The sequence below is a fragment of the Sphingomonas sp. Leaf198 genome (genome assembly GCF_001424005.1).
Lineage (GTDB): Bacteria > Pseudomonadota > Alphaproteobacteria > Sphingomonadales > Sphingomonadaceae > Sphingomonas.
Map to the genome: position 1 here is coordinate 132,296 of NZ_LMPX01000003.1, position 21,539 is coordinate 153,834.

The window sequence follows — 21,539 nt, forward strand, 5'->3', positions numbered from 1 at the left end:
GCTTAGTGGATCAGCCAGATGACGAGCGCGACGACCAGCGCGCATCCGACCGCGCCCCATTTCATCATCCCCGTCACGCTCGAATAGGTCGCCGCATGCGCCTTCATGTCCCCGTTGCCGGCCATGGTTCGTGCCCCAATCCTGTGAGTGCCATCCTCTATGAGCGCGACCTTAACCTGCACGACTGCTATCGCCAAGCCCGGCGGCGCTGCGCTTTTAAGTCGCTCTTTACCCGGCTGCGCTATTGCACGTGCCGGAACGGGACAGGATTCGCCATGACGCGCAATGGGCAGCGCCTTCTACTGCTGATCGACGAAGAGCCTGCGCAGCGACGGCTGGTGGCGGCGCTTGCCACGCGTGGCGGCTGGCGCGCGATCTTCGCGACCGACGGCGAGATGGCGATCGCGACGCTCGGGACACAGGACGGGATGCAGCTCGATGCGATCGTCCTCGATCACTCGGCGCCCGATGCCGACGCGACGGGTCTCATCGCCGCGTTGCGCGAACGTCGGCCGGCGCTGCCGATCCTGATGCTGACCGCGAACGGATCGGTGTCCCACGCCGTCGCTGCGATGCGCGCGGGCGCCACCGACTTCCTGGTCAAGCCGCTCGCGCCCGACCGCTTTCTCGCCGCGCTCGATACCGCCGTCGGCGCCACGTCGACCGGCGAGCTCCGTCCCCTTACCGAAAAAATACCCGCGCTGCTCGGGTTCGACGAGATCGTCGGATCGTCGCCGGATTTCCGTGCCGCGCTGGCCATCGCCGCCAAGGCTGCGCGGGCACGTGTCTCGGTGTTGCTGGAAGGCGAGATCGGCGTGGGCAAGGACGTCATCGCCGAAGCCATCCACGCCGCCTCGCCCCGCGCCAAGAAACCGATGATGAGCGTCAATTGCGGAGAAGTCTCGGCCAACCTCGTCGAATCGGAGCTGTTCGGCCACGAAATGGGCGCGTTCACCGGTGCGTTCGAGCGCAAGACCGGCCGCTTCCGGGAGGCCGACGGCGGGACGCTGTTCCTCGACGAGATCAGCGAGATGCCGCTCGAGGCGCAGGCCAAGCTGCTCCATGTCCTCCAGACCGGCGAGGTCCACGCGATCGGCGCGCGCCATCCGCACGACGTCGATGTCCGGGTGATCGCCGCCAGCAACACGCCTTTGCTCGACGAAGTCGAGGCCGGCCGGTTCCGCGAAGACCTGTATTACCGGCTCAACGTGGTCCAGGTCATGATCCCGCCGTTGCGCGAGCGGACCGGCGACATTCCAGCACTGGCACGCCACCTGCTCGCGCGCATCGCCGAACAACCAGGGTTGCGATCGCTGGGCATTACCGATTCCGCGCTGGCGCTGCTGGTTCAGTACGACTGGCCGGGCAATGTTCGTCAGTTGCAGAACGCACTCTTTCGCGCGGCCGTGCTCTGCGAGGACGCTGCGCTGACCGAAGACGATTTCCCGCAGATCGCCGCGTTGGGCAATCGGCGCCGTATTCCCGCTACGGTTGCAGCGGGCGGCGGCGGCGTCACGCTGTTCCGCGCCGACGGCAACCTTCGCGCGCTCGAGGAGATCGAGGCCGACGTGATCCGTCTGGCGATCGGCCATTATCGCGGTCGGATGACCGAAGTCGCGCGGCGGCTCGGGATCGGGCGATCGACACTGTATCGCAAGCTCGGCGAACTGGGCATCGACAACGCCGCCTGACGTGCGCCTCGTCTTGGCAGGACGCTGTCGCCAGTCTCGGTGCGTCTCGCGGGCCACATCCGAGTTACTCGAGATTTGGCGGCCCCCGCTTAGGCCGCAAATGTACGTCGGTGCATGCCTGCGAAGAGCGTTACCAGAGCACGCCCTTGTCGGGCGTGAGCGGCTCGGGCGCTGGATCGCCGATCGCCTGGAGAAGGTCGATCTCGATCGTCCGGCACATCGCGTTCAGCGGCACGTCGTGGATCGTGTCTGCGAACGGATCCACCAGATCGTCGCCGATCTGCAGCACCGCGAGGAACATCAGTCCGGCGATCGTCGAACCGACCGGCGTCGCATAGCCCAGCGTCTCGACGAGGCCGATCGGCAGCAGCACGCAGAACAGTCGCGTGAACAGGCTCGGGAAAAAGCGGTACTGATTGGGCAGCGGCGTGTTCTTGATCCGCTCCATGCCGCCCTGCGCATTGGCGATATCGACGAGGATGGACTCGAACTGCATTTGCTGGATGGTGTCGATCCAGCCGTTGCGGCGCGCGATATCGATCCGGCGGCCCGTGCCGTCGAGCAGGCCGTTGGCGATATTGGTACGCTCGAGTGCGAACGACGCCTCCTCCTTCGACAGGAAACGCAACACCTCGGGCGGCGCGGGCTGCTTGCGCAACTGACAGCGGAGAGCGTTCACATACGCGATCTGACGAAGCACGATGGTCCGCTTCATGTCGTGGCCCTCGGGCTCGGGCAGCATGTTGCGCGCCATACGCGCCAGGTTGCGCGAGGCGTTGATCATCAGGCCCCAGAGGCCACGGCTTTCCCACCAGCGCTGATATGCCGAGTTATCGCGAAAGCCGAGGAACAGCGCGAGCGCGGTACCGAACAGCGTCAGCGGCAGCGCGGGCGCGTGGAACGGCAGAACGTAATAGGTGATCGTGACGACCACATCCCAGACGAAGAGGCCGAGCAGCGGGCGCCAGACTTCGCTCAGGATCTGGCTGAAGCGCGGTGTTGCAGTGACGATCAAACGAAAGCTCCCTTGTTTACAGGGCTTTTAATGCGCGAGGAGACGTTTCGCTGCAATGCAGCGACGATCAGCCGCCCCGCTTAGCCGCCAACGAGCGACTGATCGCGCAGGCCGCGCCAGATCTTCACCGCCTGCACCGTCTCGGCGACGTCGTGGACGCGGAGGATCTGGACGCCGGCCTCCGCACCCTTGAGCGCCAGCGCGAGCGAACCGGCGAGGCGCTGGTCGACCGGCGCTTCGTTCGAGAGCGCGCCGATCAGACGCTTGCGGCTGGCGCCGAGCATGATCGGGCAGCCGAGACCGTGGAAGATCGCCAGGCCGTTGAGCAGCGCGAGGTTCTCGGCGAGCGTCTTGCCGAAGCCGATGCCGGGATCGACCATGATCCTCGATCGGTCGACACCGCCAGCGACGACCCCGGCGATGCGCGTTTCGAGCCAGTCGAAGACGTCGGTCAGGACGTTGGTATAGCCGCCGTTGCCGTGTCCGCCCTTTTTGGGGTCGGGCGAGTGCATCAGCACGACCGGGCAGCCGCTTTTCGCGACCACCCCGAGAGCGCGGTCGTCCCAGATGAGCGCGGCGACATCGTTGACGATATGCGCGCCGGCGGCGAGCGTGGCTTCCATGACGGCGGCCTTGCGCGTGTCGACCGAGACGATCGCGCCGGCGCGCGCGAGGCGCTCGACGACGGGGACGAGCCGCGCGATCTCGTCGCCTTCCCACACCGCGGGCGCGCCAGGGCGAGTCGATTCGCCGCCGACGTCGATCAGCGTCGCGCCGGCTGCCGCCATGTCGATTCCGGCGGCGGCCGCTGCGGCGGGGTCGTCGACGTGCTTGCCGCCGTCGGAGAAGCTGTCGGGCGTGACGTTGAGGATGCCCGCGACGATCGGCTGGTCGAAACGGAGCGTGCGTTCGCCGAGCTGGAGGCGCGCGCGGGGGGCGGTGATGGCGGCGTGGAGGTGCGCGGCGCGGTCGCCTAGCGTTGCGACTTCGGCTACGGGGATCGTGCGGCGGGCGGGGCCTTCGATGACTTCGTAGGCGGCGAACCATTGCAGGCCGCCCGCCAGGCGCGCGACGCTGCCGTCTTCGTGGCCTATCGGAGTGTCGACGAACTGGACGGGGCGGAGGTGGAGGCTGGTCATGATCCCCTTTTCCTCAAATCCACCGTACGTTCAAACCACCCCGTTCGTCCCGAGTAGGCATCGAGCTTGTCGAGATGGCGTATCGAGGGACCTGTACCTCGATACGAGTCCTCGACTACGCTCGGTCTCTACTCGGCACGAACGGAACTTTGCTCAGACCGTCGTTGCCAGCAGATACGTCTGGCGGAGGTCGTCGATCGGCTTCAGGCCCTTGTCGCTTTCGTAGTGCCAGAAGCTCCAGCCGTTGCAGGCGGGGGCGTTCTGGAGGGTCGAGCCGAGCTTGTGGATCGAGCCGATCGTGCCGCAGTCGCTGAGCAGCGAGCCATCCGCGCGGATCGTCGCACGCCAGCGGCGCTTCGAGTCGGTCAGGACTGCGCCAGGAGCGAGATACGCGTTCTCGACCAGTACGCCGAACGCGACCTTGGGCTGCGTGCGGGGGCTCATCATCGTGGCGAGCGCCGATTCGTCGAGCGGCAGTGCGGCCTCGATCCGCTCCTGCGCGGCTTCGATGTAGTCGCCTTCACGGTCGATTCCGATCCAGCTGCGGCCGAGGCGCTTGGCGACCGCGCCGGTGGTGCCGGTGCCGAAGAACGGATCGAGCACCACGTCGCCGGGCTTCGTGCACGCGAGCAGGATGCGGTAGAGCAGCGCCTCGGGCTTCTGCGTCGGATGCACCTTGGTGCCGTTCTTCTTGAGCCGCTCGGCGCCGCCGCAGGTCGGGAATTCCCAGTCGCTGCGCATCTGGAGCTCGTCGTTGAGCGTCTTCATCGCGCGGTAGTTGAAGTGGTATTTCGCCTTCTCGCCCTTCGACGCCCAGATCAGCGTCTCGTGCGCGTTGGTAAAGCGGGTGCCGCGGAAATTGGGCATCGGGTTGGTCTTGCGCCAGACGATGTCGTTTAGGATCCAGTAGCCGAGATCCTGCACCGCCGCACCGACGCGGAAGATGTTGTGGTAGCTGCCGATGACCCAGAGCGCGCCGTCGTCCTTGAGGATCCGGCGCGCTTCCTTGAGCCAGGCGCGGGTGAAGCGGTCGTACGCGGCAAAGGTGTCGAACTTGTCCCAGTCGTCGGTGACCGCGTCGACGTGGCTGCCGTCGGGGCGATAGAGTTCACCGCCGAGCTGGAGGTTGTACGGCGGGTCGGCGAAAATCATGTCGATCGAGTTCGACGGGAGCGCCTTCATCCGTTCGATGCAGTCGCCGCGCAGGATCTGGTCGAGCGGGAGGACCGGCTGAACCGCCGGCTCCACTGTCTTCTTCGCACGCGGCCGTGCGATCGTGTCGATCAAACCCATGATTTCCGCCCCTTGTCGACGCCCATAGCGGCGGAATTGTCCGACTCCGTCAAGCAAACATTCGTTAACGGCGTTTGGGCCAGATTCCCTCGATGCGGCCAATCGAGTCGGCTTCGTCCAGATGTTGAGTCGTGGGAGACTCGCGGCTCAAGCCCTTGGGGTGTGGCGCGAAAGACTCAGCTCGTCGTTTCCTGTGCGAAAAGTCCCTCGCGCGTCAGATAGGCGGCGGCGACGGGGGCGAAACTGCGGCGGTGAATCGGCGTGGGGCCGTGATCGCGGAGCGCCTTCATGTGGTGCGCGCAGCCGTAACCCTTGTTCGAATGCCAGTTATATTCGGGATGCACGTCCGCCGCGGCGATCATGATCAGGTCGCGCGTGTGCTTGGCGACGATCGAGGCGGCGGCGATCGACAGCGACTTCGCGTCGCCGCCGACCAGCGGCGTGGCGGGGTAGGTCCAGCGCGGCAGGCGGTTGCCGTCGACCAGGACGTGGCCGGGGGCCCGGCCGAGCTCGACCGCCAGCGCGTCGACCGCGAGCGTCATCGCCTTCATCGTCGCCCAGTAGATGTTGAGCGTGTCGATCTCTTCGGGCTCGACGATGCCGATGCCGACGATCGCACAGCCTTTGAGACGCGCGCAGAGCCGTTCGCGCTCGGAGGCGGAGAGCTTCTTCGAATCGTCGATACCGCGCGGCACGCCTTTTGCCGGGAGGATCACGGCGGCTGCGACCACGGGGCCGGCGAGCGGACCGCGACCGGCTTCGTCGACACCGGCGACGGGGCCGACGCAGAGCTTTTCGTGTTTCATGCCGGGCATTGGCGGTCTTTCAACTAGTCGAACGGGCTGTTGCCGAGGGCGTGCCCCATTGGGCCGTGGCCTGCGCCTAGCCCGGGTGCGTTGGCAAGCGCGGCTCGGACGAACGCGATGGCGCGCTCGATTGCGGCGCCGAGCGGCAGGCCTTGAGCGAGCCCGGTGGCGATGCCGCTGGCGAGCGTGCAGCCGGTGCCGTGGCTGTGGCGGGTTTCGATGCGGGGGTTGGTCCAGCGGGTTTCGCCGGCGTTGGTGATGAGACGGTCGGTGATGTGGGGGCCTTCGGCGTGGCCGCCCTTGATGAGGACTGCCGGGCCTAGTGCGCGGATTGCGGTCTCGCCGCCCAGGGCTGCGAGTTCGGGGAGGTTGGGGGTTACGAGCGTGGCGATCCGCATGAGGCGGGTGAAGGCGGCGATGGTGGCGGCGTCGGCGAGAACGGAGCCGCTGGTTGCGATCATCACGGGGTCGAAAACGATGGGGATGCTTGAACTTTGAGGACAGCCCGCCCCCCCTTGTTCTCCCGCGAAGGCGGGAGTCCAGTCTGGGCTCCCGCCTTCGCGGGAGAACAAGCTAGTGAGAAGATCCGCGACCGCGTTGGCAGTTTCTGCCGAACCGATCATGCCGATCTTGATTGCGTCGACGCCGATGTCCGAGACGACGGACCCGATCTGCGCCAAGACCATGTCGGTCGGGATCTGGTGGACCGCTTGCACGCCGAGCGTGTTCTGTGCGGTGATCGCGGTGACGGCGGTCATTGCGTGGCCGCCCAGCATCGTGACGGTCTTGATATCCGCCTGGATGCCTGCGCCACCACCGGAATCCGAGCCGGCTATTATGAGGATTCTGGCGGTCATCGGAGGTCGTCGGAAAAAGTGAAGTATAGAAAGTGTAGACGCTCGCGCGGTTTCGTGGCGGAGCCGTTTGGGGTGGCTGAGCAGGGTTTGGCGCGGTTGGCGTTCATATGCTGGGCTATGTCATACCTGTTGATATGTAGGACAGCGGTATGCCCCTCAGCCACCCCGGCGGAGGCCGGGGCCCAATTGGGAAGGCCGAAGCAACGGAGCGATGCCCTTGGTTAGCACCGTCCCCCATTTGGGCCCCGGCCTTCGCCGGGGTGGTAGAAGGGGTTAGGGTGGTAGAAGGGGTTGGGGTGGCGGTAAGGAGCGAGGTGGCGGTTACTTCAATGGCGCCTAGTGCCGCCTGCCCGCTGCCGGCTTTTGCGGCGGCGCCTCGCCCAGCCTTGTCGGCCGGTCGAGCAGTTCGCCACCGCAGTTCGGACACCGCTCGTCGAGTGCGTCCGCACACTCCGCGCAGAAGGTGCATTCGAACGAGCAGATGAAGGCGCCCGGTGCGTCGGCGGGCAAGTCGGCGGTGCAGCGTTCGCAGGTGGGGCGCATCTCGAGCATCAGGCGGCGGCCTTCCGGACGGCGTCGCAGATCCGGTCGACGACCTGTTCGACTTGGGCAAGATCATCGCCCTCCGCCATCACGCGGATCACCGGTTCGGTGCCAGACGGGCGGATGACGAGCCGGCCCTTGCCGGCGAGTTCGGCCTCGGCTTCGGCGATCACCGCCTTGACCGCGTCGTGATCGAGCGGCTTGCCGCCGGCGAAGCGGACGTTCTTGAGCAGCTGCGGCAGGGGCTCGAAGCGGTGGAGCACTTCGCTGGCCGGGGCGCCCGAGCGCTTGACCTCGGCGAGGATCTGCAACGCCGCGACGAGGCCGTCGCCGGTCGTCGCGTAATCGGACAGGATGATGTGGCCCGACTGTTCGCCGCCGACATTATAGCCGCTTGAGCGCATCTTCTCGAGCACGTGGCGATCGCCGACCGCGGTGCGGACAAGGCCCAACCCTTGCGCGGCGAGATGGCGTTCGAGGCCGAGGTTGGACATCACGGTGGCGACCAGTCCGCCACCTGCAAGCCGCCCCTGCCGTGCCCAGCTGGCCGCGATCGTCGCCATCAGCTGGTCGCCGTCGACGATCGTGCCGGTCTCGTCGACCACGATCAGCCGGTCCGCGTCGCCGTCGAGCGCGATGCCGATGTCCGCGCCGCTGGCGACTACCGTCTCGGCGAGCGCCTGCGGGGCGGTCGAGCCGACGCCGTCGTTGATGTTGATGCCATTGGGGGTGACGCCGATCGCGACGACGTCCGCGCCGAGTTCCCACAAGGCCGACGGTGCGACCTTGTAGGCGGCACCGTTCGCGCAATCGAGCACCACGCGCATCCCGTCGAGGCGGAGATTCTCGGGGAAGGTCGACTTGGCGAAGTGGATGTAACGCCCCTGCGCGTCCTCGATCCGCCGCGCGCGGCCGATCTGGTCGGAGGGGACGAGCGGGATGTCACCGTCGATCAACGCCTCGATCGCTGCCTCGGCTTCGTCCGACAGCTTGTAGCCGTCGGGGCCGAACAGCTTGATGCCGTTGTCCGCATAGGGATTGTGGCTGGCGGAGATCATCACGCCGATGTCCGCGCGCATCGACTGGGTGAGCATCGCCACCGCGGGCGTCGGCATCGGACCGACCATGACGACGTCCATGCCGACGCTGGTGAAGCCCGCGACCAACGCAGATTCGAGCATGTAGCCCGACAGCCGCGTGTCCTTGCCGATGACGACGCGGTGGCGGTGATCGCCGCGCTGGAAATACGCGCCGGCGGCCATGCCGACTTTCATCGCCATCTGTGCCGTCATCGGCGAGACGTTGGTGGCACCACGAATGCCGTCGGTGCCGAAATATTTTCTTGCCATCGCGCGTGCTTTCCGTCCCGTATCGGTGTCCGATCCGTTTGATAGCGCGGTACATCACGAAGGGCGAGCATGTCGCAGACTACACGGATTCTCGCCGCCCTGATCGGCGGCATCGCGATCGGCATCGCCGCGGCGGCGTGGTCGCCGGCGAATGCGATTGCAGCGACGGCGGTGACGCAGCCGATCGGGTCGGCGTGGCTGCACGGGTTGCAGATGGTGATCGTGCCGCTGGTCGTCGGGCTGCTCGTGACCGGCATCGGCGCGACCACCGAGGCGGCGCGCGCCGGGCGGATCACCGTGCGCGCGATGGTGATGATCGTCGTCATCCTGTGGAGCACGACGATCATGTCCGCGCTGGTCATGCCGTTGATCCTCGACGCCTTTCCGTTGCCGCGCGCGCTTGGATCCGCGTTGCGCGCCGCGTTGACGGGCGCCGCGCCGGTCGGGCCGGTGCCGGGGATCGGCGCGTTCTTTGACACGATCGTGCCGACCAACATCGTCGCTGCCGCATCGAGCGATTCGTTCCTGCCGCTCACCGTCTTCGCGCTGACGTTCGCCTTTGCCGTGACGAAGCTGCCCGACGATCGCCGCCGCGTGCTGACCGGGTTCTTCCAGGCGGTGGTCGATGCGTTGCTGATCATCATCACATGGGTGCTGAAGCTGGCACCGATCGGCATCTTCGCGCTCGCTTACGGCGTCGGTGCGCGCACCGGGACGGCGGCGTTCGGCGCGCTCCTGCACTATATCGTCTGCGTCTCGGCGATCGGCTTCATCGTCCTGCTGTCCGCCTATCCGATCGGGATGATCGGCGGCCGGGTCGGCTTCGGCCGGTTCGCGCGTGCGGTCGCGCCGGCGCAGGCGGTGGCGATCAGCACGCAATCGTCGCTCGCCTCGCTGCCGGCGATGTTGAAGGCCTCGACCGATCTCGGTGCGTCGCCCGCCACCGCCGGGATCGTCCTGCCGCTGTCGGTCGCGGTGTTCCGCGCGACCAGCCCGGCGATGAACCTGGCCGTCGCACTGTACGTCGCGCACTGGCTCGGGCTGCCGATCGGGCCGGGCCAGATGGCGGCGGGCGTGGCGACCGCGGCGATCACCACGATGGGGTCGATCTCGCTGCCCGGCACGATCAGCTTCGTCGCCTCGGTCGCGCCGGTGGCGCTGGCGATGGGCATCCCGCTCGAGGTGCTGGGTCTGCTCATCGCGGTGGAGACCATACCCGACCTGTTTCGGACCGTCGGGAACGTGACGATGGACACCGCCGTTACCATCTCCGTCGCAGCGCGGTCCGATCGCGTCGGCGCTCAGGAGAACACCCATGAAGTATCGCACGCTCGGCCCTGATTTCGAGGTTTCCGCGCTGGGTCTCGGTTGCATGCCGATGGCCGGCATCGGCAAGGGCATGTACGGCGAGGCGAACGCCGACGAGAGCATCGCCACGATCCACCGCGCGATCGAGCTTGGCGTGACGCTGTTCGACACCGCCGAAATCTATGGTCCGCTGGTCAACGAGGAGCTGATCGGCAAGGCGATCCGCGGCAAGCGCGACGGCGTCGTGATCGCGACCAAGTTCGGCTTCCGCTATGACGAGAACGGGATGACGGGGGTCGATTCCACGCCGGCCAATGTGCGGCGGGCTTGCGAGGGATCGCTGAAGCGGCTGGGGGTCGAGACGATCGACTTGCTGTACCAGCACCGAGTCGATCCGGGCGTGCCGATCGAGGATACGGTCGGCGCGATGGCGGACCTCGTGCGCGAGGGCAAGGTGCGGCATCTCGGGCTGTCGGAGGCTGGGCTCGACACCATTCGCCGCGCGGCGGCGACGCATCCGATCGCGGCTTTGCAGAGCGAATATTCGCTGTGGGAGCGCGATGTCGAGGACGCGATCCTGCCGTTGTGCCGCGAGCTGGGGATCGGGTTCGTGCCGTATTCGCCGCTGGGGCGCGGGTTCCTGACGGGGCAGATTACCGCGCGGTCGGATCTGCCCGAGGGCGATTACCGGCGGAATGACCCGCGCTATTCGGAGGAGAACTTCGCCAAGAACATGGAGATGGTCGCGGTCGTGAAGTCGATTGCCGATGCGCATGGCGCTTCGCCGGCGCAGGTGGCGCTTGCGTGGTTGCTGGCGCAGGGCGACGACATCGTGCCGATCCCGGGATCGAAGCGGCGGGTTACGCTGGAGGACAGCATGAAGGCGGCGGATATCACGCTGTCGGCGGACGATCTGGCGAAGCTGGACGCGGCGGCGCCGCGGGGTGGGACGGCTGGGCCCCGCTACGGTGAAAAGGCGCTGTCGATGACGCGGATCTGATCTTCTCCCCTCCCGCCTGCGGGAGGGGTCGGGGGAGGGGCGTGCCTCGCGAGCCGGACGCCGGTACGTACTTCGTCCCCTCCCCTAACCCCTCCCGCAAGCGGGAGGGGAATTTTGCCTCAGCCCCGCGGTACCTGTTCGCCGCGCGTATCGAGGCCGGCAGCACCCGGTTCGCCGAGTTCGTTCTGGCCGGCCATCGCGTGATCGACCGCGCCCATCTGGTCGAGATGCATCAGCTTGGTCACGAACGGCGCGAGCACCAGCACGACCACGCCGACGCCGATCGCGAACCAGCCGATCCGACCGTACACTTCGAGCACCCGCCCGACGCCAGCCCCCTCGCCGCCGGTTGCCTGCGCGATCAGGCCGGCGAGGAAATTGCCGCCCGCGGTCGCGAGGAACCACGTGCCCATCATCAGCCCGGTCATGCTCGGCACCGACAGCCGCGTCATCGACGACAGGCCGATCGGCGAGAAGCAGAGCTCGGCCATCGAGTGGAGCATGTAGAGCAGCACGACGAAAATCGCCGGGGTCAGGCCCTGTGCCGGCGCACCGAGCGTCAGCGCGAAGAAGCCTGCGCCGACCAGGATCAGGCCGATGCCGAACTTGAACGGTGCGCTCGGCTCGAACCCGACCTTGCCGAGCCTGGTCCAGAGCGCCGCGAATACCGGCGCCAGCGTGATGATGAAGAACGGGTTGACCGACTGGAACACCGAGGCGGGGATAGTCCAGCCGAACACGACGCGATCGACCGACTGGTCGGTGTAGACGTTGAGCGAAGAGCCGGTCTGCTCGAACAGCGCCCAGAACAGCGGCGCGAGCGCGATCAGGAACAGCGCGGCGAAGATCCGGTCGCGGTCGACGCGTGGCAGCTTGGCGACCGCGGTCCACAGGATGTAGCCGACGGTGACGAGCGACGCGACGATCAGCGCGGTGCCGACCACGCCCTGGCTGCGCACCAGCCACCACGAGACGGCGACGCCGACGATCCCGCCGAGATAGATCAGCCATTCGATCGACAGCCCGCCAACCAGCTTCGACGCGAGCACGGCGGCGTCGGGCGCTTCGCCGACACCGTGGAGCTCGCGCTGGAACAGGATGAACATGATCAGCCCGAGCGCCATGCCGATGCCGGCTGCGCCGAAACCGTACGACCAGCCGACCGTCTCGCCGAGGATGCCGACCGCGATCGGGCCGACGAACGCGCCGGTGTTGATCCCCATGTAGAAGATCGAGAACGCCCCATCGCGCCGCATGTCCTCGCGTGCGTAGAGTTTGCCGACGAGCACCGAGATGTTCGCCTTCAGGAAGCCGGTGCCGACGATGATGAAGGCGAGACCGAGATAGAAGCCGTTGAGTGCCGCGCCCTGCACGCCCTGCGGCGCCTCGACGATCGCCAGCAGCAGATGGCCGAGCGTGATGAAGATGCCGCCCGCGAGCACCGCTTTGCGCGGCCCCAGGAAGCGGTCGGACAGATAGCCACCGATGATCGGCGTGATGTAGACCATCGAGGTATACGCGCCGTAGATCGCGTAGGATGGCTCATCGCCGAACAGGAAATGCTTGGTGAGATACAGCACCAGGATCGCGCGCATGCCGTAGAACGAAAAGCGCTCCCACATCTCGACGAAGAACAGCATGAACAGTCCGCGCGGGTGCCCGAAAAACGTCTTCGCATCGGCAGGAACGCCGCCGGTTCGGATTGCGCTGGCCATGTGGTGGTGATGCTCCGTGTGTGCGCCGCTGACGGGCGCTCGATCGCGCGCAACTTAACGACAAAGCCCGGACTGTAAATATCACACATCAGGGCCTATCTGCGGGGCTATGCTCAACGATCGCTCCACGCCGCTCTCGCTGCTCGCCACCCGCCGCTCGGGCAAGCCGCGCGATTTGATCGCGCCCGGCCCCGATTCCTACCAGCTGGCGACGATCCTCGAGATTGCGGCGCGGACGCCCGATCACGGCAAGCTCGCGCCGTGGCGGTTCGTGGTGGTCGGCGACGAGCACCGCGCGGCTCTGTCGACGTTGATCACGGATGCGTATCTGGCGGAGCGGCCTTCGGCGTCGCGGACGGAACTCGAGTCACTCGACCAGTTCGCGCACCAGGCGCCGACTCTGGTGGTCGTGCTGTCGTCGCCGAAGGAGAGCAAGATCCCGTTGTGGGAGCAGGAGCTTTCGGCGGGGGCTGCGTGCATGAACCTGCTTCACGCGGTGCATGCGGAGGGGTTTGCGGGCGGCTGGCTGACCGGGTGGCCGGCCTATTCGGACGTGGTGCGCGATGCATTCGGCTCGGCGGCGGAGCGGATCGCCGGGTTTATGTTCATCGGCACGCCGTCGCGCGCGCTCGACGAACGGCCCCGCCCGGATATGGCACGGCTGGTAAGCCATTGGGGCTCGTAAGGCTCGACTTTGGAGCTAATTGCTGTATTAGAACAGCATGACAGCGCTCAGTAGCGACGACAGCCCCGTATATATCCGCCTCCGCAGCACGATCGCTGCGGGGATTTTGCGAGGCGACTATCGTGCGGGCGACCAATTGCCGTCGGTCCGCGCATTCGCAGCCGAGCAGGGGGCCAACCCACTGACGGTCGCCAAGGCGTATCAGAGCTTTCAGGACGATGGCTATGTCGAGGTCCGGCGCGGCGTCGGGATGTTCGTGATGCCGGGTGCAGCGGAGGCTTTGCGTGTAGCGGAGCGCGAGAATTTCGTGACGACGCAGTGGCCGCGGATCTTGGGGCATATCGATCTGCTGGGGCTGGATGCGCATGATCTGCTGGAGCGTGAGCGGGCTTAGGTCGCTTCCAGCGATTTTCTTTCGCCTCCCCTGCCCCTGGCATTTGTCCTCACCCTCTCTCGTTCGTGCTCCCCCTCCCCCGTTCGTCCTGAGTAGTCATCGAGTAGGCGCGAAGCGGCGTATCGAGAGGACGTATCGAAGGACAGGTTGGCGCGGGTAACCCATGCTTCGATACGCGCCCTCGATACGCTCCTAACGGAGCTACTCGGTCGCTACTCAGCACGAACGGGGGTGGGGGATGGCGCGGGGAGCTGGCTTCGGACCACAGGGCTCGAACGCGGAGTCAACGGTTCAGAACCGTAGGCAGACTTCAGAACAATCCCAGCGCGGCGACGTCCTCGACGCTCAGGTCGATCCCAAACAACAGGCTCATGCGGATGCGGTAGACGCGCGGGTCTGTGATCTCGCCGACCGTCGTATCCGTCCCCGAGCGCCGGCGGTAGTTGCGGCCGATCAGCGACGCGAAGCCGTTCGGGAGGACGATGCTGGCGATCGGGGTGTGGGTGAAGCGGCTGGACGGCGCGGTCGAGGTCCAGTGGTTCGACATTGCGAGGTCCGCGTCGAACACTTGCGCGAGCGTGAAGCTGTATTGCGGCTGGAAGCCTCCCGTCTCGCCGCGACCGTCGGTGGTCATCGGATCGCCGTCGCGCAGCAGCATCCAGCCGCTCTCAGTCGCTTCGAGACGGAAGCGGGCGCCATCGGGGGCGGTGGCTTCGGCGCCATCGGCGAGCGGGAGGACGGGCGTGTAGCTGCCGCCGAAGCCGGTGTCGGCGATCCAGTCTTGGCCGTCGATCGTCACCAACGCGAAGGTGTGCGTGAGCGGTGGTGGCACGTCGGTCGCGGCGTACCAGACGCGCGCGAGCAGCGGGCGGGCGGTGAAGCCGAGTTCCGCAAGGGCATCGAGGAACAGGCGGTTGTGCTCGAAGCAATAGCCGCCGCGGCGCGCGGTGACGAGCTTGGCGAACACCGATGTGCTGTCGATTGCGATGCCGCGGCCGAGGACGACGTCGAGATCCTCGAACGGAATCGAGAGACGGTGCGCGTGCTGGAGACGGCCGAGGCCGATCGAATCGAGCGTCGGCCGCGCGGGCATCGCGACACGGAGGAGATAGGCGTCGAGATCGAACATCGGTCGGGCTTTCAGAGATTTTCTGCCCTTCCTTACCGTTCGTTGCGCGGGGCCGTCGAGTGGTTGGGGACTGGATGTTGCACGTGATGCAGCGCGCGCGCCGTTCGTGCTGAGCGCAGTCGAAGCACCTGCTAGTTGGGCATGCCCTTCGACTACGCTCAGGGCGAACGGGAAAGGGGGCGCCATCCCTGCTTGCTCCGTCACCCCGGGCTTGTTCCGGGTACCACCGTTCCGCGCTCTCATTTCTCTCGGATCTGCGGAACGGTGAATGCCGGAACGAGCCCTGCGTGGCGGTGTGGTTTGAGGCTGTCGCGGCCGGTAGCGGCCCTCACGCCCCCCCTTGGCGGGGGAGGATCGAGGATTGCGTTAAAGAACACCGCCCGCCCTCCACTCCGCGATAATAGATATCGCTTTCCCACACGTTACCACCCCGGCGAAGGCCGGGGCCCAATTGGAACGTCGGATGTAACTGGGCACCGCGCAGATCACGACCGTCCCCCAATTGGGCCCCGGCCTCCGCCGGGGTGGATGCCGACGCCGGAGTGGGTGCCGTCGCCGGGAAGGTGCGCGTGTGCGAACGGTAAGAGCGTCCGTCAGCCTTTGCTCGGACGAAGGACGCTCTTCACGGCCTCGCTTATGCCGCGAAAAGGTCCGCTTCGATCGAGTACAGCACCGCCGCGCTCGCGTTCGCCGCCGCATTCAACCCCATCGCCTCGGGGACGATCTGGTCGAGGTAGAAGCGCACCGCCGCGGTCTTCATCCGGCCGAAATCGTCACTGCCCGCGACGCCGCCCTGCCGCTCCATCAGCCAGCCGCAGGTGGCGACCGACAGCATGGTGAGGAACGGGTAGCTTGCCGCCAGCTTGTCGTCGGCGTCCGCGGTGGCGAGCTTACGCCCGATCGCTTCGCACGCGTCGACCAGTGCCAAGAGCCGATCGTCCTTCGCCTCCGCGCGAATGTCGGCGATCAGCGCGGCGAACGCGCCGCCATTGTCGAGCCCCAGTTTCCGCCCGACCAGATCCGCCGCCTGGATGCCGTTGGTGCCCTCGTAGATCGGCGTGATGCGGGCATCGCGGAAATACTGTGCGGCGCCGGTTTCCTCGACATAGCCCATGCCGCCGTGGACCTGGATGCCGAGCGATGCGACTTCGTTGCCGAGGTCGGTGCCGTGCGCCTTGGCGAGCGGCGTGACGAGTTCGAGGCGGTTGCGCGCGGCATGGTCGCCGAGGTTGGCGCGGTCGACCTGTCCGGCCGCGTAATAGACGAGTGCGCGGGCCGCCTGCGTCTGCGCCTTCATCCGCATCAGCATGCGGCGGACGTCGGGATGCTCGACGATCTTGACCGACTCTTTGTTCGGCGAGCCGGCGCGGGCGGATTGCACACGGTCGAGCGCGTAGGCGACGGCGCCCTGCGTCGCGCCCTCGGCGACCTGAACGCCCTGGAGACCGACGTTGAGGCGCGCGTTGTTCATCATCGTGAACATCGCGCGGATCCCGCCGAGTTCCGCACCGATCAGCTCGCCGATGCAGTCGTCGTTGTCGCCGAAGCTCAGCACGCAGGTGGGGGACGCGTGGAGGCCCATCTTGTGCTCGATCGAGACGACGCGGACGTCGTTGAAGTCGCCCGGCGTGCCGTCTTCTTGGAGGCGGTACTTGGGGACGAGGAACAGCGAGATGCCCTTCGTGCCCGCCGGTGCGCCCGACGTCCGCGCGAGGACGAGATGGACGATGTTCGGCGCCATGTCGTGATCGCCGAACGAGATGTAGATCTTGGTGCCCTTGATGCTCCACTTGCCGTCGCCGAGCGGGGTGGCGGTCGCGCGGAGAGCGCCGACGTCGGAGCCCGCCTGCGGCTCGGTGAGGTTCATCGTGCCGGTCCATTCGCCGGTCGCGAGATGGGGGAGATACAGCGCCTGCTGCTCGGGGCTGCCGTGATGCTGGAGCGCCTCGATCGCGCCGACCGTCAGCGTCGGGCAGAGCGCGAAGCCCATGTTGGCCGAGCCGAGCGTATCGAGCACCGCGGTCTGGATCGCGAACGGCAGGCCCTGTCCGCCCCATTCCTCCTCGACGCCGATCGTGCCCCAGCCGCCCTCGACATAATCCTTGTACGCCTGCGCGAAACCGTCGGGCATGACCACGCCGTCGGGGGTCCACTTCGCGCCGACAGTGTCGCCGGTGCGGTTGAGCGGGGCCCATTCGCCCGACGCCAACTGCCCGACGCCTTCGAGGACCGCGTCGACGACGTCGTCGCTGGCGGCGGCATAGCGTTCGGTCGCGGCGATCTCGCCGATCCGCACGACATGGTCGAGCACGAAACGCTGTTCGGTGGTTGCTGGAGTGAAGGCCATCGCATCCTCTTATCGCTACGGTTTGGACCCGCTATACGCCTGTGGAATGACCCGTCCACACCCTCGGATTTTACCCTACGGCACGGCCGCGATCGCCGAAGCCGCCTCACTGATTCGCGATGGGGGGATCGTCGCGGTGCCGACCGAGACGGTGTATGGGCTGGCCGCGGACGCGACGAATGCGGAGGCGGTGGCGCGGATTTACGCGGCCAAGGGGCGCCCGAGTTTCAATCCGTTGATCGTGCATGTGGCGGATCTGGCGGCGGCGGAGCGGATCGCGGTGTTCTATGCGGATGCTTGGGCGTTGGCCGAGGCGTTCTGGCCGGGGCCTTTGACGTTGGTGCTGCCGGTCAGGGGGGATTCGGGGATCGCTTCGCTGGTGACGGCGGGGTTGGATACGATCGCGGTTCGGGTGCCGCGGCATCGGGCTATGCAGGGGTTGATCGCGGCGTCGGGGAGGCCGTTGGCGGCGCCTTCGGCCAATGCGAGCGGGGGGATTTCACCGACTAGCGCTGCACATGTTGCGGGGAGTCTCGGGGGGAACGTGCCGTTGATTATCGACGATGGGGCTACCGAGGCGGGGTTGGAGTCGACGATCGTGGCTGGGCGGATAGTGCTGCGGCCGGGGCCCGTTACGGCTGAAGCGATCCGCCAGCACCTTCAACACCCCCCCGGCGAAGGCCAGGGCCCAATTGGAACCTCGGATGTAACCGGGCGCAGCGCTGATCACGAGCGTCCCCCAATTGGGCCCCGGCCTTCGCCGGGGGGGAGTGAGCTTGGGGTGACGGCGCCGGGGCAGCTCGAGAGCCATTATGCGCCAAGCAAGCCGCTCCGGTTGAATGCGACCGAAGCTGCCGTGGGCGAGTGGTTGATCGGGTTTGGTGACGTCGGGGGAGACGTCACGCTATCTGGCACAAACGACCTATTCGAAGCCGCGGCGAAGCTGTTCGACCTGCTTCACGCTGCCGACGCGAACGATTGTGCGAGGATCGCCATCGCGCCGATCCCGTTTAACGGCATCGGCGAAGCGATCAACGACCGCCTTCGCCGTGCTGCACATCGTTGAAAGAAGAGTGATTCACGCGAAGGCGCAAAGGCGCGAAGAGATTTTCAATCTTTCGATAGGCCGGAACGGACATATTAACTTTCATCATCTTTGCGCCTTCGCGCCTTCGCGTGAACCCATTCTGTCTTAAGCGTTCACCGCCGCCTTGGACCGTGCGGCGAAGCTCTTGCGCAGCTTCTGCAGCTTGGGGGGGATCACCGCCATGCAGTATGGGTTCGAGCGGCCGGAGGTTTCCCAATAATCCTGGTGATAGCCCTCGGCTTCGTACCACGTGTCCATCGGCTCGATCGTCGTAACGATCGGCTTGGGCGAGTCGGCCTGCGCGCGTGCCAGTGCAGCTTCCATCTCGGCTTCCTGCGCATCGTCCGCCGGGAACATCGCCGAGCGGTACTGCGTACCGACGTCGTTGCCCTGCCGGTTGAGCGTCGTCGCATCGTGCGTCGCGAAGAAGATGTCGAGCAGGTCGCCGAGCTTCAGCTGCTCCGGGTCGAAGCCGATCCGGATCGCCTCGGCATGGCCGGTGTCGCCACCGCACACCTGCTTGTAGCTCGGGTTCGGCACGTGCCCGCCGATATAGCCGCTTTCGGCGCTCTTCACGCCGATCACGTCCTTGAATACCGCCTCGGTGCACCAGAAGCAGCCGCCGGCGAGCGTTACATAATCCGTCATCACGATCTCCTTTCTCCCAAGATAGGAAGTCGCTACCGCGCAACAAAGAGGAGACGCGTATGATCGACGGTAAGGTTATGGTCACCGGCGGCGCCGGCTATATCGGCAGCCACGCGGTGTTGGCGCTGCTCGACGCGGGCTACGATGTCGTCGTGCTCGACAATCTGGTCACCGGGTTCGACTGGGCGGTCGACGCCCGCGCCGCACTCGTAGAGGCGAACGTCGCCGATGACGCGAAGGTCCGCGCGGCGATCCGCGAGCATAACGTCAAGGCGATCATGCATTTCGCGGGCTCCGTCGTGGTCCCCGAATCGGTCAGCGATCCGCTCAAATATTACCGCAACAACACCGCCGCGAGCCGCGCACTGATCGAGAGCGCGGTGGTCGAAGGCGTGCCCCACTTCATCTTCTCGTCGACTGCCGCGACCTATGGCACGCCAGAGAAGGTACCCGTCGCGGAGGGCGATCCGACCGTGCCGATCAACCCGTACGGCATGTCGAAGCTGATGACCGAGGCGATGCTGCGCGATGTCGCAGCGGCGCACCCGATGAACTATGCCGCACTCCGGTACTTCAACGTCGCCGGCGCCGATCCGCAGGGGCGCAGTGGCCAGTCGACGGTCGGCGCGACTCACCTGATCAAGATCGCGGTCGAGGCCGCGACCGGCAAGCGTGACGCGGTCGGCGTCTACGGTACCGATTTCGACACGCCCGACGGCACCGGCGTGCGCGACTACATCCACGTCACCGACCTTGCCGCTGCGCATGTCGCTGCGCTGGACGTGCTGATCGCCGAACCCGCCAAGAGCCACACGCTCAACGCGGGCTATGGCAAGGGCTTCTCGGTGCTCGAGGTGCTCGATGCGGTCGACAAGGTCACCAACCGGACGATCGAGCGTCGTCTCGAAGGGCGTCGCGCGGGCGATCCGGCGATGCTGATATCGGACAATCGCGCGATCCTGGAGACGCTCGACTGGACGCCGCGGCATGCCGATCTCGACGGGATCGTTCGCGATGCGCTGGCGTGGGAGCGCGCGCTGGCGGAGAAGGGGCGGTGAGACTCCGCTCGCTGCTGTTCGTGCCGGGCGATCGTCCCGAGCGGATGGTCAAGGCGCTCGGGCTCGGGGCGGACGCGCTGATCCTCGACCTGGAGGATTCGGTCGCGCCCGCCGGCAAGGTGGCAGCACGCGAACATGTGGCGACGTTCCTCGCCGAGCCTCGGACGGTGCCGCTGTTCGTGCGGATCAATCCGCTCGACTCCGGGCTCGCAGACGATGATCTCGCGGCGGTCCTCCCCGGCAAACCCGACGGCATCATGCTGCCAAAGGCAGAAGGCGGCGCATCGCTGGCCGCGCTCGATGCCAGGCTGAGCGGCGACATCGCGATCCTGCCGATCGCGACCGAGACGCCCGCGGCGATCTTCGCGCTCGGCAGCTATGGCGGCGTGACGCAGCGGCTTGTCGGGCTGACCTGGGGTGCGGAGGACCTGCCCGCCGCGATCGGTGCGGCGACCTCGCGCGAGGCGGATGGATCGTACACCGCGCCGTACCAACTCGCCCGGTCGCTGACCTTGTTCGGCGCGCATGCCGCGGGGGTGGCGGCGATCGAGACGGTCTATCCCGACTTTCGCGATCTGGACGGTCTTGCCGCCTATGCCGCGCGCGGGCGGCGCGACGGGTTCACGGGGATGATGGCGATCCACCCGAGCCAGGTCGCGGTGATCAACGCCGCCTTTACGCCGTCGGCTGAAGAGCGTGGCAAGGCGCAGGCGATCGTCGACCTGTTCGCCGCCAATCCGGGTGCGGGTGCGCTCCAGTTGGAGGGCAGGATGGTCGACGCGCCGCATCTGAAGGCGGCGAAGGCGCTGCTAGCGCTCGCCGCCGATTGACTCGCGTACGCGGGCGGTAGCGAGCCACCAGGCGAGCGCCCAGAGCGTGCCGAAGCTCCATCCGGCCAGCACGTCGCTCGGCCAGTGGACGCCGAGATACACCCGGCTGCAGCCGATCGCGCCGACCAGCAGGATCGCGACGATCAGCAGATAGCGCCGGGTCGCGCGGTTCTCCGTCACCTGCGACGCGAGGCCGGCGAGCGTGAGATAGACGATCGCGCTGTTCGCCGAATGCCCGCTCGGGAAACTCATGTTGGTAACGGTGACGAGGTGTTCGACGATGTCGGGGCGCGGGCGGTTGACCTGCGCCTTCACGAAATCGACGATCAGCCCGCCGGTGATGCTCGCGGCCAGCGTCGCCAGCGCGGTCAGCCATAGCCGCTGGACGATCAACAGACCGGTGACGACGACCACGACGATCGTCAGCACGATGCCGCCGCCCAGCGCGGTCACGTCGATCGCGACGTTCGGCAGCCAGGACGGCCCGTGCCAGGCGCGCAGGCCGAGGATGATCGCGCGATCGAACGCGAACGGCCAATGGTCTACCGCGAGACCGACCAGCAGGATAAAGATGATGCCGACGGCCGCGACCGATGCGCCCGCGAGAATCGCCGGGACGTGCCGCCGCCTGCTCGGCGCATCGCC

General features: G+C 66.7%; 21 protein-coding genes. 8 read left to right on the forward strand and 13 right to left on the reverse strand.

Annotation, left to right across the window (positions count from 1 at the left end; all coding sequences use genetic code 11):
- Window positions 1-2: 2 nt before the first annotated feature.
- Window positions 3-182 (reverse strand): aa3-type cytochrome c oxidase subunit IV, encoded by a 180-nt coding sequence (locus ASG20_RS19060; protein ID WP_330218683.1) that lies wholly within the window; start codon window positions 180-182, stop codon window positions 3-5.
- Window positions 183-275: 93 nt separating this feature from the next.
- Here ASG20_RS19060 and ASG20_RS13180 point away from each other — a divergent pair, with 93 nt between their 5' ends.
- Complete coding sequence (locus ASG20_RS13180) at window positions 276-1,691, forward strand: sigma-54-dependent transcriptional regulator (RefSeq protein WP_056053510.1); 1,416 nt, start codon at window positions 276-278, stop codon at window positions 1,689-1,691.
- Window positions 1,692-1,821: 130 nt separating this feature from the next.
- On the opposite strand, the gene ASG20_RS13185 is transcribed toward ASG20_RS13180, so the two are convergent.
- The 7 genes from ASG20_RS13185 to glmM form a co-directional block, all read right to left on the reverse strand.
- Entirely contained in the window at window positions 1,822-2,706 is an 885-nt protein-coding gene (locus tag ASG20_RS13185) for a bestrophin family protein (RefSeq protein WP_056053512.1), read from the reverse strand.
- Window positions 2,707-2,786: 80 nt separating this feature from the next.
- Window positions 2,787-3,845 (reverse strand): dihydropteroate synthase, encoded by a 1,059-nt coding sequence (gene folP, locus ASG20_RS13190; protein ID WP_056053515.1) that lies wholly within the window; start codon window positions 3,843-3,845, stop codon window positions 2,787-2,789.
- A gap of 153 nt (window positions 3,846-3,998) precedes the next feature.
- Complete coding sequence (locus ASG20_RS13195; RefSeq protein ID WP_056053518.1) at window positions 3,999-5,138, reverse strand: site-specific DNA-methyltransferase; 1,140 nt, start codon at window positions 5,136-5,138, stop codon at window positions 3,999-4,001.
- A gap of 176 nt (window positions 5,139-5,314) precedes the next feature.
- On the reverse strand, window positions 5,315-5,953 hold the full coding sequence (locus ASG20_RS13200; protein WP_056053521.1) for a ribonuclease HII: 639 nt from the start codon (window positions 5,951-5,953) through the stop codon (window positions 5,315-5,317).
- Between the two features lie 14 nt (window positions 5,954-5,967).
- Window positions 5,968-6,801 (reverse strand): bifunctional hydroxymethylpyrimidine kinase/phosphomethylpyrimidine kinase, encoded by an 834-nt coding sequence (thiD, locus tag ASG20_RS13205; RefSeq protein WP_056053524.1) that lies wholly within the window; start codon window positions 6,799-6,801, stop codon window positions 5,968-5,970.
- Window positions 6,802-7,137: 336 nt separating this feature from the next.
- Window positions 7,138-7,353 carry a DUF1272 domain-containing protein gene (locus ASG20_RS13210; protein WP_056053527.1) on the reverse strand — a complete coding sequence of 72 codons (216 nt, stop codon included), beginning with the start codon at window positions 7,351-7,353 and terminating at the stop codon, window positions 7,138-7,140.
- A complete protein-coding gene (gene glmM, locus ASG20_RS13215) occupies window positions 7,353-8,693 on the reverse strand; it encodes a phosphoglucosamine mutase (RefSeq protein ID WP_056053532.1) in 1,341 nt (446 codons plus the stop codon). The genes ASG20_RS13210 and glmM overlap by 1 nt, the downstream gene beginning before the upstream one ends.
- Window positions 8,694-8,762: 69 nt before the next feature.
- Between glmM and ASG20_RS13220 the strand changes: the two genes are divergently transcribed.
- Complete coding sequence (locus ASG20_RS13220) at window positions 8,763-10,034, forward strand: dicarboxylate/amino acid:cation symporter (protein ID WP_056053535.1); 1,272 nt, start codon at window positions 8,763-8,765, stop codon at window positions 10,032-10,034.
- The gene (locus ASG20_RS13225; RefSeq protein WP_056053538.1) at window positions 10,009-11,001 is read left to right on the forward strand and encodes an aldo/keto reductase; all 993 of its coding nucleotides are present in this window, start codon (window positions 10,009-10,011) and stop codon (window positions 10,999-11,001) included. Before ASG20_RS13220 ends, ASG20_RS13225 begins: the two co-directional genes overlap by 26 nt.
- 119 nt (window positions 11,002-11,120) lie before the next feature.
- Here the strand turns inward: ASG20_RS13225 and ASG20_RS13230 are convergent, their stop codons facing one another.
- Window positions 11,121-12,716: a peptide MFS transporter gene (locus tag ASG20_RS13230; RefSeq protein WP_056053540.1), complete on the reverse strand. Its 1,596-nt coding sequence runs from the start codon at window positions 12,714-12,716 to the stop codon at window positions 11,121-11,123.
- 109 nt (window positions 12,717-12,825) lie between these two features.
- Between ASG20_RS13230 and ASG20_RS13235 the strand changes: the two genes are divergently transcribed.
- Window positions 12,826-13,401 carry a nitroreductase family protein gene (locus ASG20_RS13235; protein ID WP_056053543.1) on the forward strand — a complete coding sequence of 192 codons (576 nt, stop codon included), beginning with the start codon at window positions 12,826-12,828 and terminating at the stop codon, window positions 13,399-13,401.
- A gap of 37 nt (window positions 13,402-13,438) precedes the next feature.
- Window positions 13,439-13,795 carry a GntR family transcriptional regulator gene (locus ASG20_RS13240; protein WP_056053547.1) on the forward strand — a complete coding sequence of 119 codons (357 nt, stop codon included), beginning with the start codon at window positions 13,439-13,441 and terminating at the stop codon, window positions 13,793-13,795.
- 310 nt (window positions 13,796-14,105) lie between these two features.
- Here the strand turns inward: ASG20_RS13240 and ASG20_RS13245 are convergent, their stop codons facing one another.
- Window positions 14,106-14,924: an arylamine N-acetyltransferase family protein gene (locus ASG20_RS13245; RefSeq protein WP_056053550.1), complete on the reverse strand. Its 819-nt coding sequence runs from the start codon at window positions 14,922-14,924 to the stop codon at window positions 14,106-14,108.
- 634 nt (window positions 14,925-15,558) lie between these two features.
- Window positions 15,559-17,271 (reverse strand): acyl-CoA dehydrogenase, encoded by a 1,713-nt coding sequence (locus ASG20_RS13250; RefSeq protein ID WP_056053553.1) that lies wholly within the window; start codon window positions 17,269-17,271, stop codon window positions 15,559-15,561.
- Window positions 17,272-17,317: 46 nt separating this feature from the next.
- Between ASG20_RS13250 and ASG20_RS13255 the strand changes: the two genes are divergently transcribed.
- A complete protein-coding gene (locus tag ASG20_RS13255; protein ID WP_056054712.1) occupies window positions 17,318-18,337 on the forward strand; it encodes an L-threonylcarbamoyladenylate synthase in 1,020 nt (339 codons plus the stop codon).
- Between the two features lie 126 nt (window positions 18,338-18,463).
- Here ASG20_RS13255 and msrA read toward each other — a convergent pair whose 3' ends face one another.
- A complete protein-coding gene (msrA, locus tag ASG20_RS13260; protein ID WP_056053556.1) occupies window positions 18,464-19,006 on the reverse strand; it encodes a peptide-methionine (S)-S-oxide reductase MsrA in 543 nt (180 codons plus the stop codon).
- A gap of 59 nt (window positions 19,007-19,065) precedes the next feature.
- Between msrA and galE the strand changes: the two genes are divergently transcribed.
- Both galE and ASG20_RS13270 read left to right on the forward strand, forming a co-directional pair.
- Window positions 19,066-20,064, forward strand: a complete 999-nt coding sequence (galE, locus tag ASG20_RS13265; protein WP_056053559.1) for a UDP-glucose 4-epimerase GalE — start codon at window positions 19,066-19,068, stop codon at window positions 20,062-20,064.
- Entirely contained in the window at window positions 20,061-20,894 is an 834-nt protein-coding gene (locus tag ASG20_RS13270; RefSeq protein ID WP_056053563.1) for an HpcH/HpaI aldolase/citrate lyase family protein, read from the forward strand. Before galE ends, ASG20_RS13270 begins: the two co-directional genes overlap by 4 nt.
- Here ASG20_RS13270 and ASG20_RS13275 read toward each other — a convergent pair.
- Window positions 20,874-21,347 carry a phosphatase PAP2 family protein gene (locus ASG20_RS13275; RefSeq protein WP_168371633.1) on the reverse strand — a complete coding sequence of 158 codons (474 nt, stop codon included), beginning with the start codon at window positions 21,345-21,347 and terminating at the stop codon, window positions 20,874-20,876. The genes ASG20_RS13270 and ASG20_RS13275 overlap by 21 nt on opposite strands.
- Between the last annotated feature and the right edge of the window lie 192 nt (window positions 21,348-21,539).

Bases quoted from the DNA above. Each gene is read 5' to 3' on its own strand.
- ASG20_RS13180 (WP_056053510.1), top strand. From the start codon at position 276: ATGACGCGCAATGGGCAGCGCCTTCTACTGCTGATCGACGAAGAGCCT.
- folP (WP_056053515.1), bottom strand. From the start codon at position 3,845: ATGACCAGCCTCCACCTCCGCCCCGTCCAGTTCGTCGACACTCCGATA.
- ASG20_RS13195 (WP_056053518.1), bottom strand. From the start codon at position 5,138: ATGGGTTTGATCGACACGATCGCACGGCCGCGTGCGAAGAAGACAGTG.
- ASG20_RS13200 (WP_056053521.1), bottom strand. From the start codon at position 5,953: ATGCCCGGCATGAAACACGAAAAGCTCTGCGTCGGCCCCGTCGCCGGT.
- thiD (WP_056053524.1), bottom strand. From the start codon at position 6,801: ATGACCGCCAGAATCCTCATAATAGCCGGCTCGGATTCCGGTGGTGGC.
- ASG20_RS13210 (WP_056053527.1), bottom strand. From the start codon at position 7,353: ATGCTCGAGATGCGCCCCACCTGCGAACGCTGCACCGCCGACTTGCCC.
- glmM (WP_056053532.1), bottom strand. From the start codon at position 8,693: ATGGCAAGAAAATATTTCGGCACCGACGGCATTCGTGGTGCCACCAAC.
- ASG20_RS13220 (WP_056053535.1), top strand. From the start codon at position 8,763: ATGTCGCAGACTACACGGATTCTCGCCGCCCTGATCGGCGGCATCGCG.
- ASG20_RS13225 (WP_056053538.1), top strand. From the start codon at position 10,009: ATGAAGTATCGCACGCTCGGCCCTGATTTCGAGGTTTCCGCGCTGGGT.
- ASG20_RS13230 (WP_056053540.1), bottom strand. From the start codon at position 12,716: ATGGCCAGCGCAATCCGAACCGGCGGCGTTCCTGCCGATGCGAAGACG.
- ASG20_RS13235 (WP_056053543.1), top strand. From the start codon at position 12,826: ATGCTCAACGATCGCTCCACGCCGCTCTCGCTGCTCGCCACCCGCCGC.
- ASG20_RS13240 (WP_056053547.1), top strand. From the start codon at position 13,439: ATGACAGCGCTCAGTAGCGACGACAGCCCCGTATATATCCGCCTCCGC.
- ASG20_RS13245 (WP_056053550.1), bottom strand. From the start codon at position 14,924: ATGTTCGATCTCGACGCCTATCTCCTCCGTGTCGCGATGCCCGCGCGG.
- ASG20_RS13250 (WP_056053553.1), bottom strand. From the start codon at position 17,271: ATGGCCTTCACTCCAGCAACCACCGAACAGCGTTTCGTGCTCGACCAT.
- ASG20_RS13255 (WP_056054712.1), top strand. From the start codon at position 17,318: ATGACCCGTCCACACCCTCGGATTTTACCCTACGGCACGGCCGCGATC.
- msrA (WP_056053556.1), bottom strand. From the start codon at position 19,006: ATGACGGATTATGTAACGCTCGCCGGCGGCTGCTTCTGGTGCACCGAG.
- galE (WP_056053559.1), top strand. From the start codon at position 19,066: ATGATCGACGGTAAGGTTATGGTCACCGGCGGCGCCGGCTATATCGGC.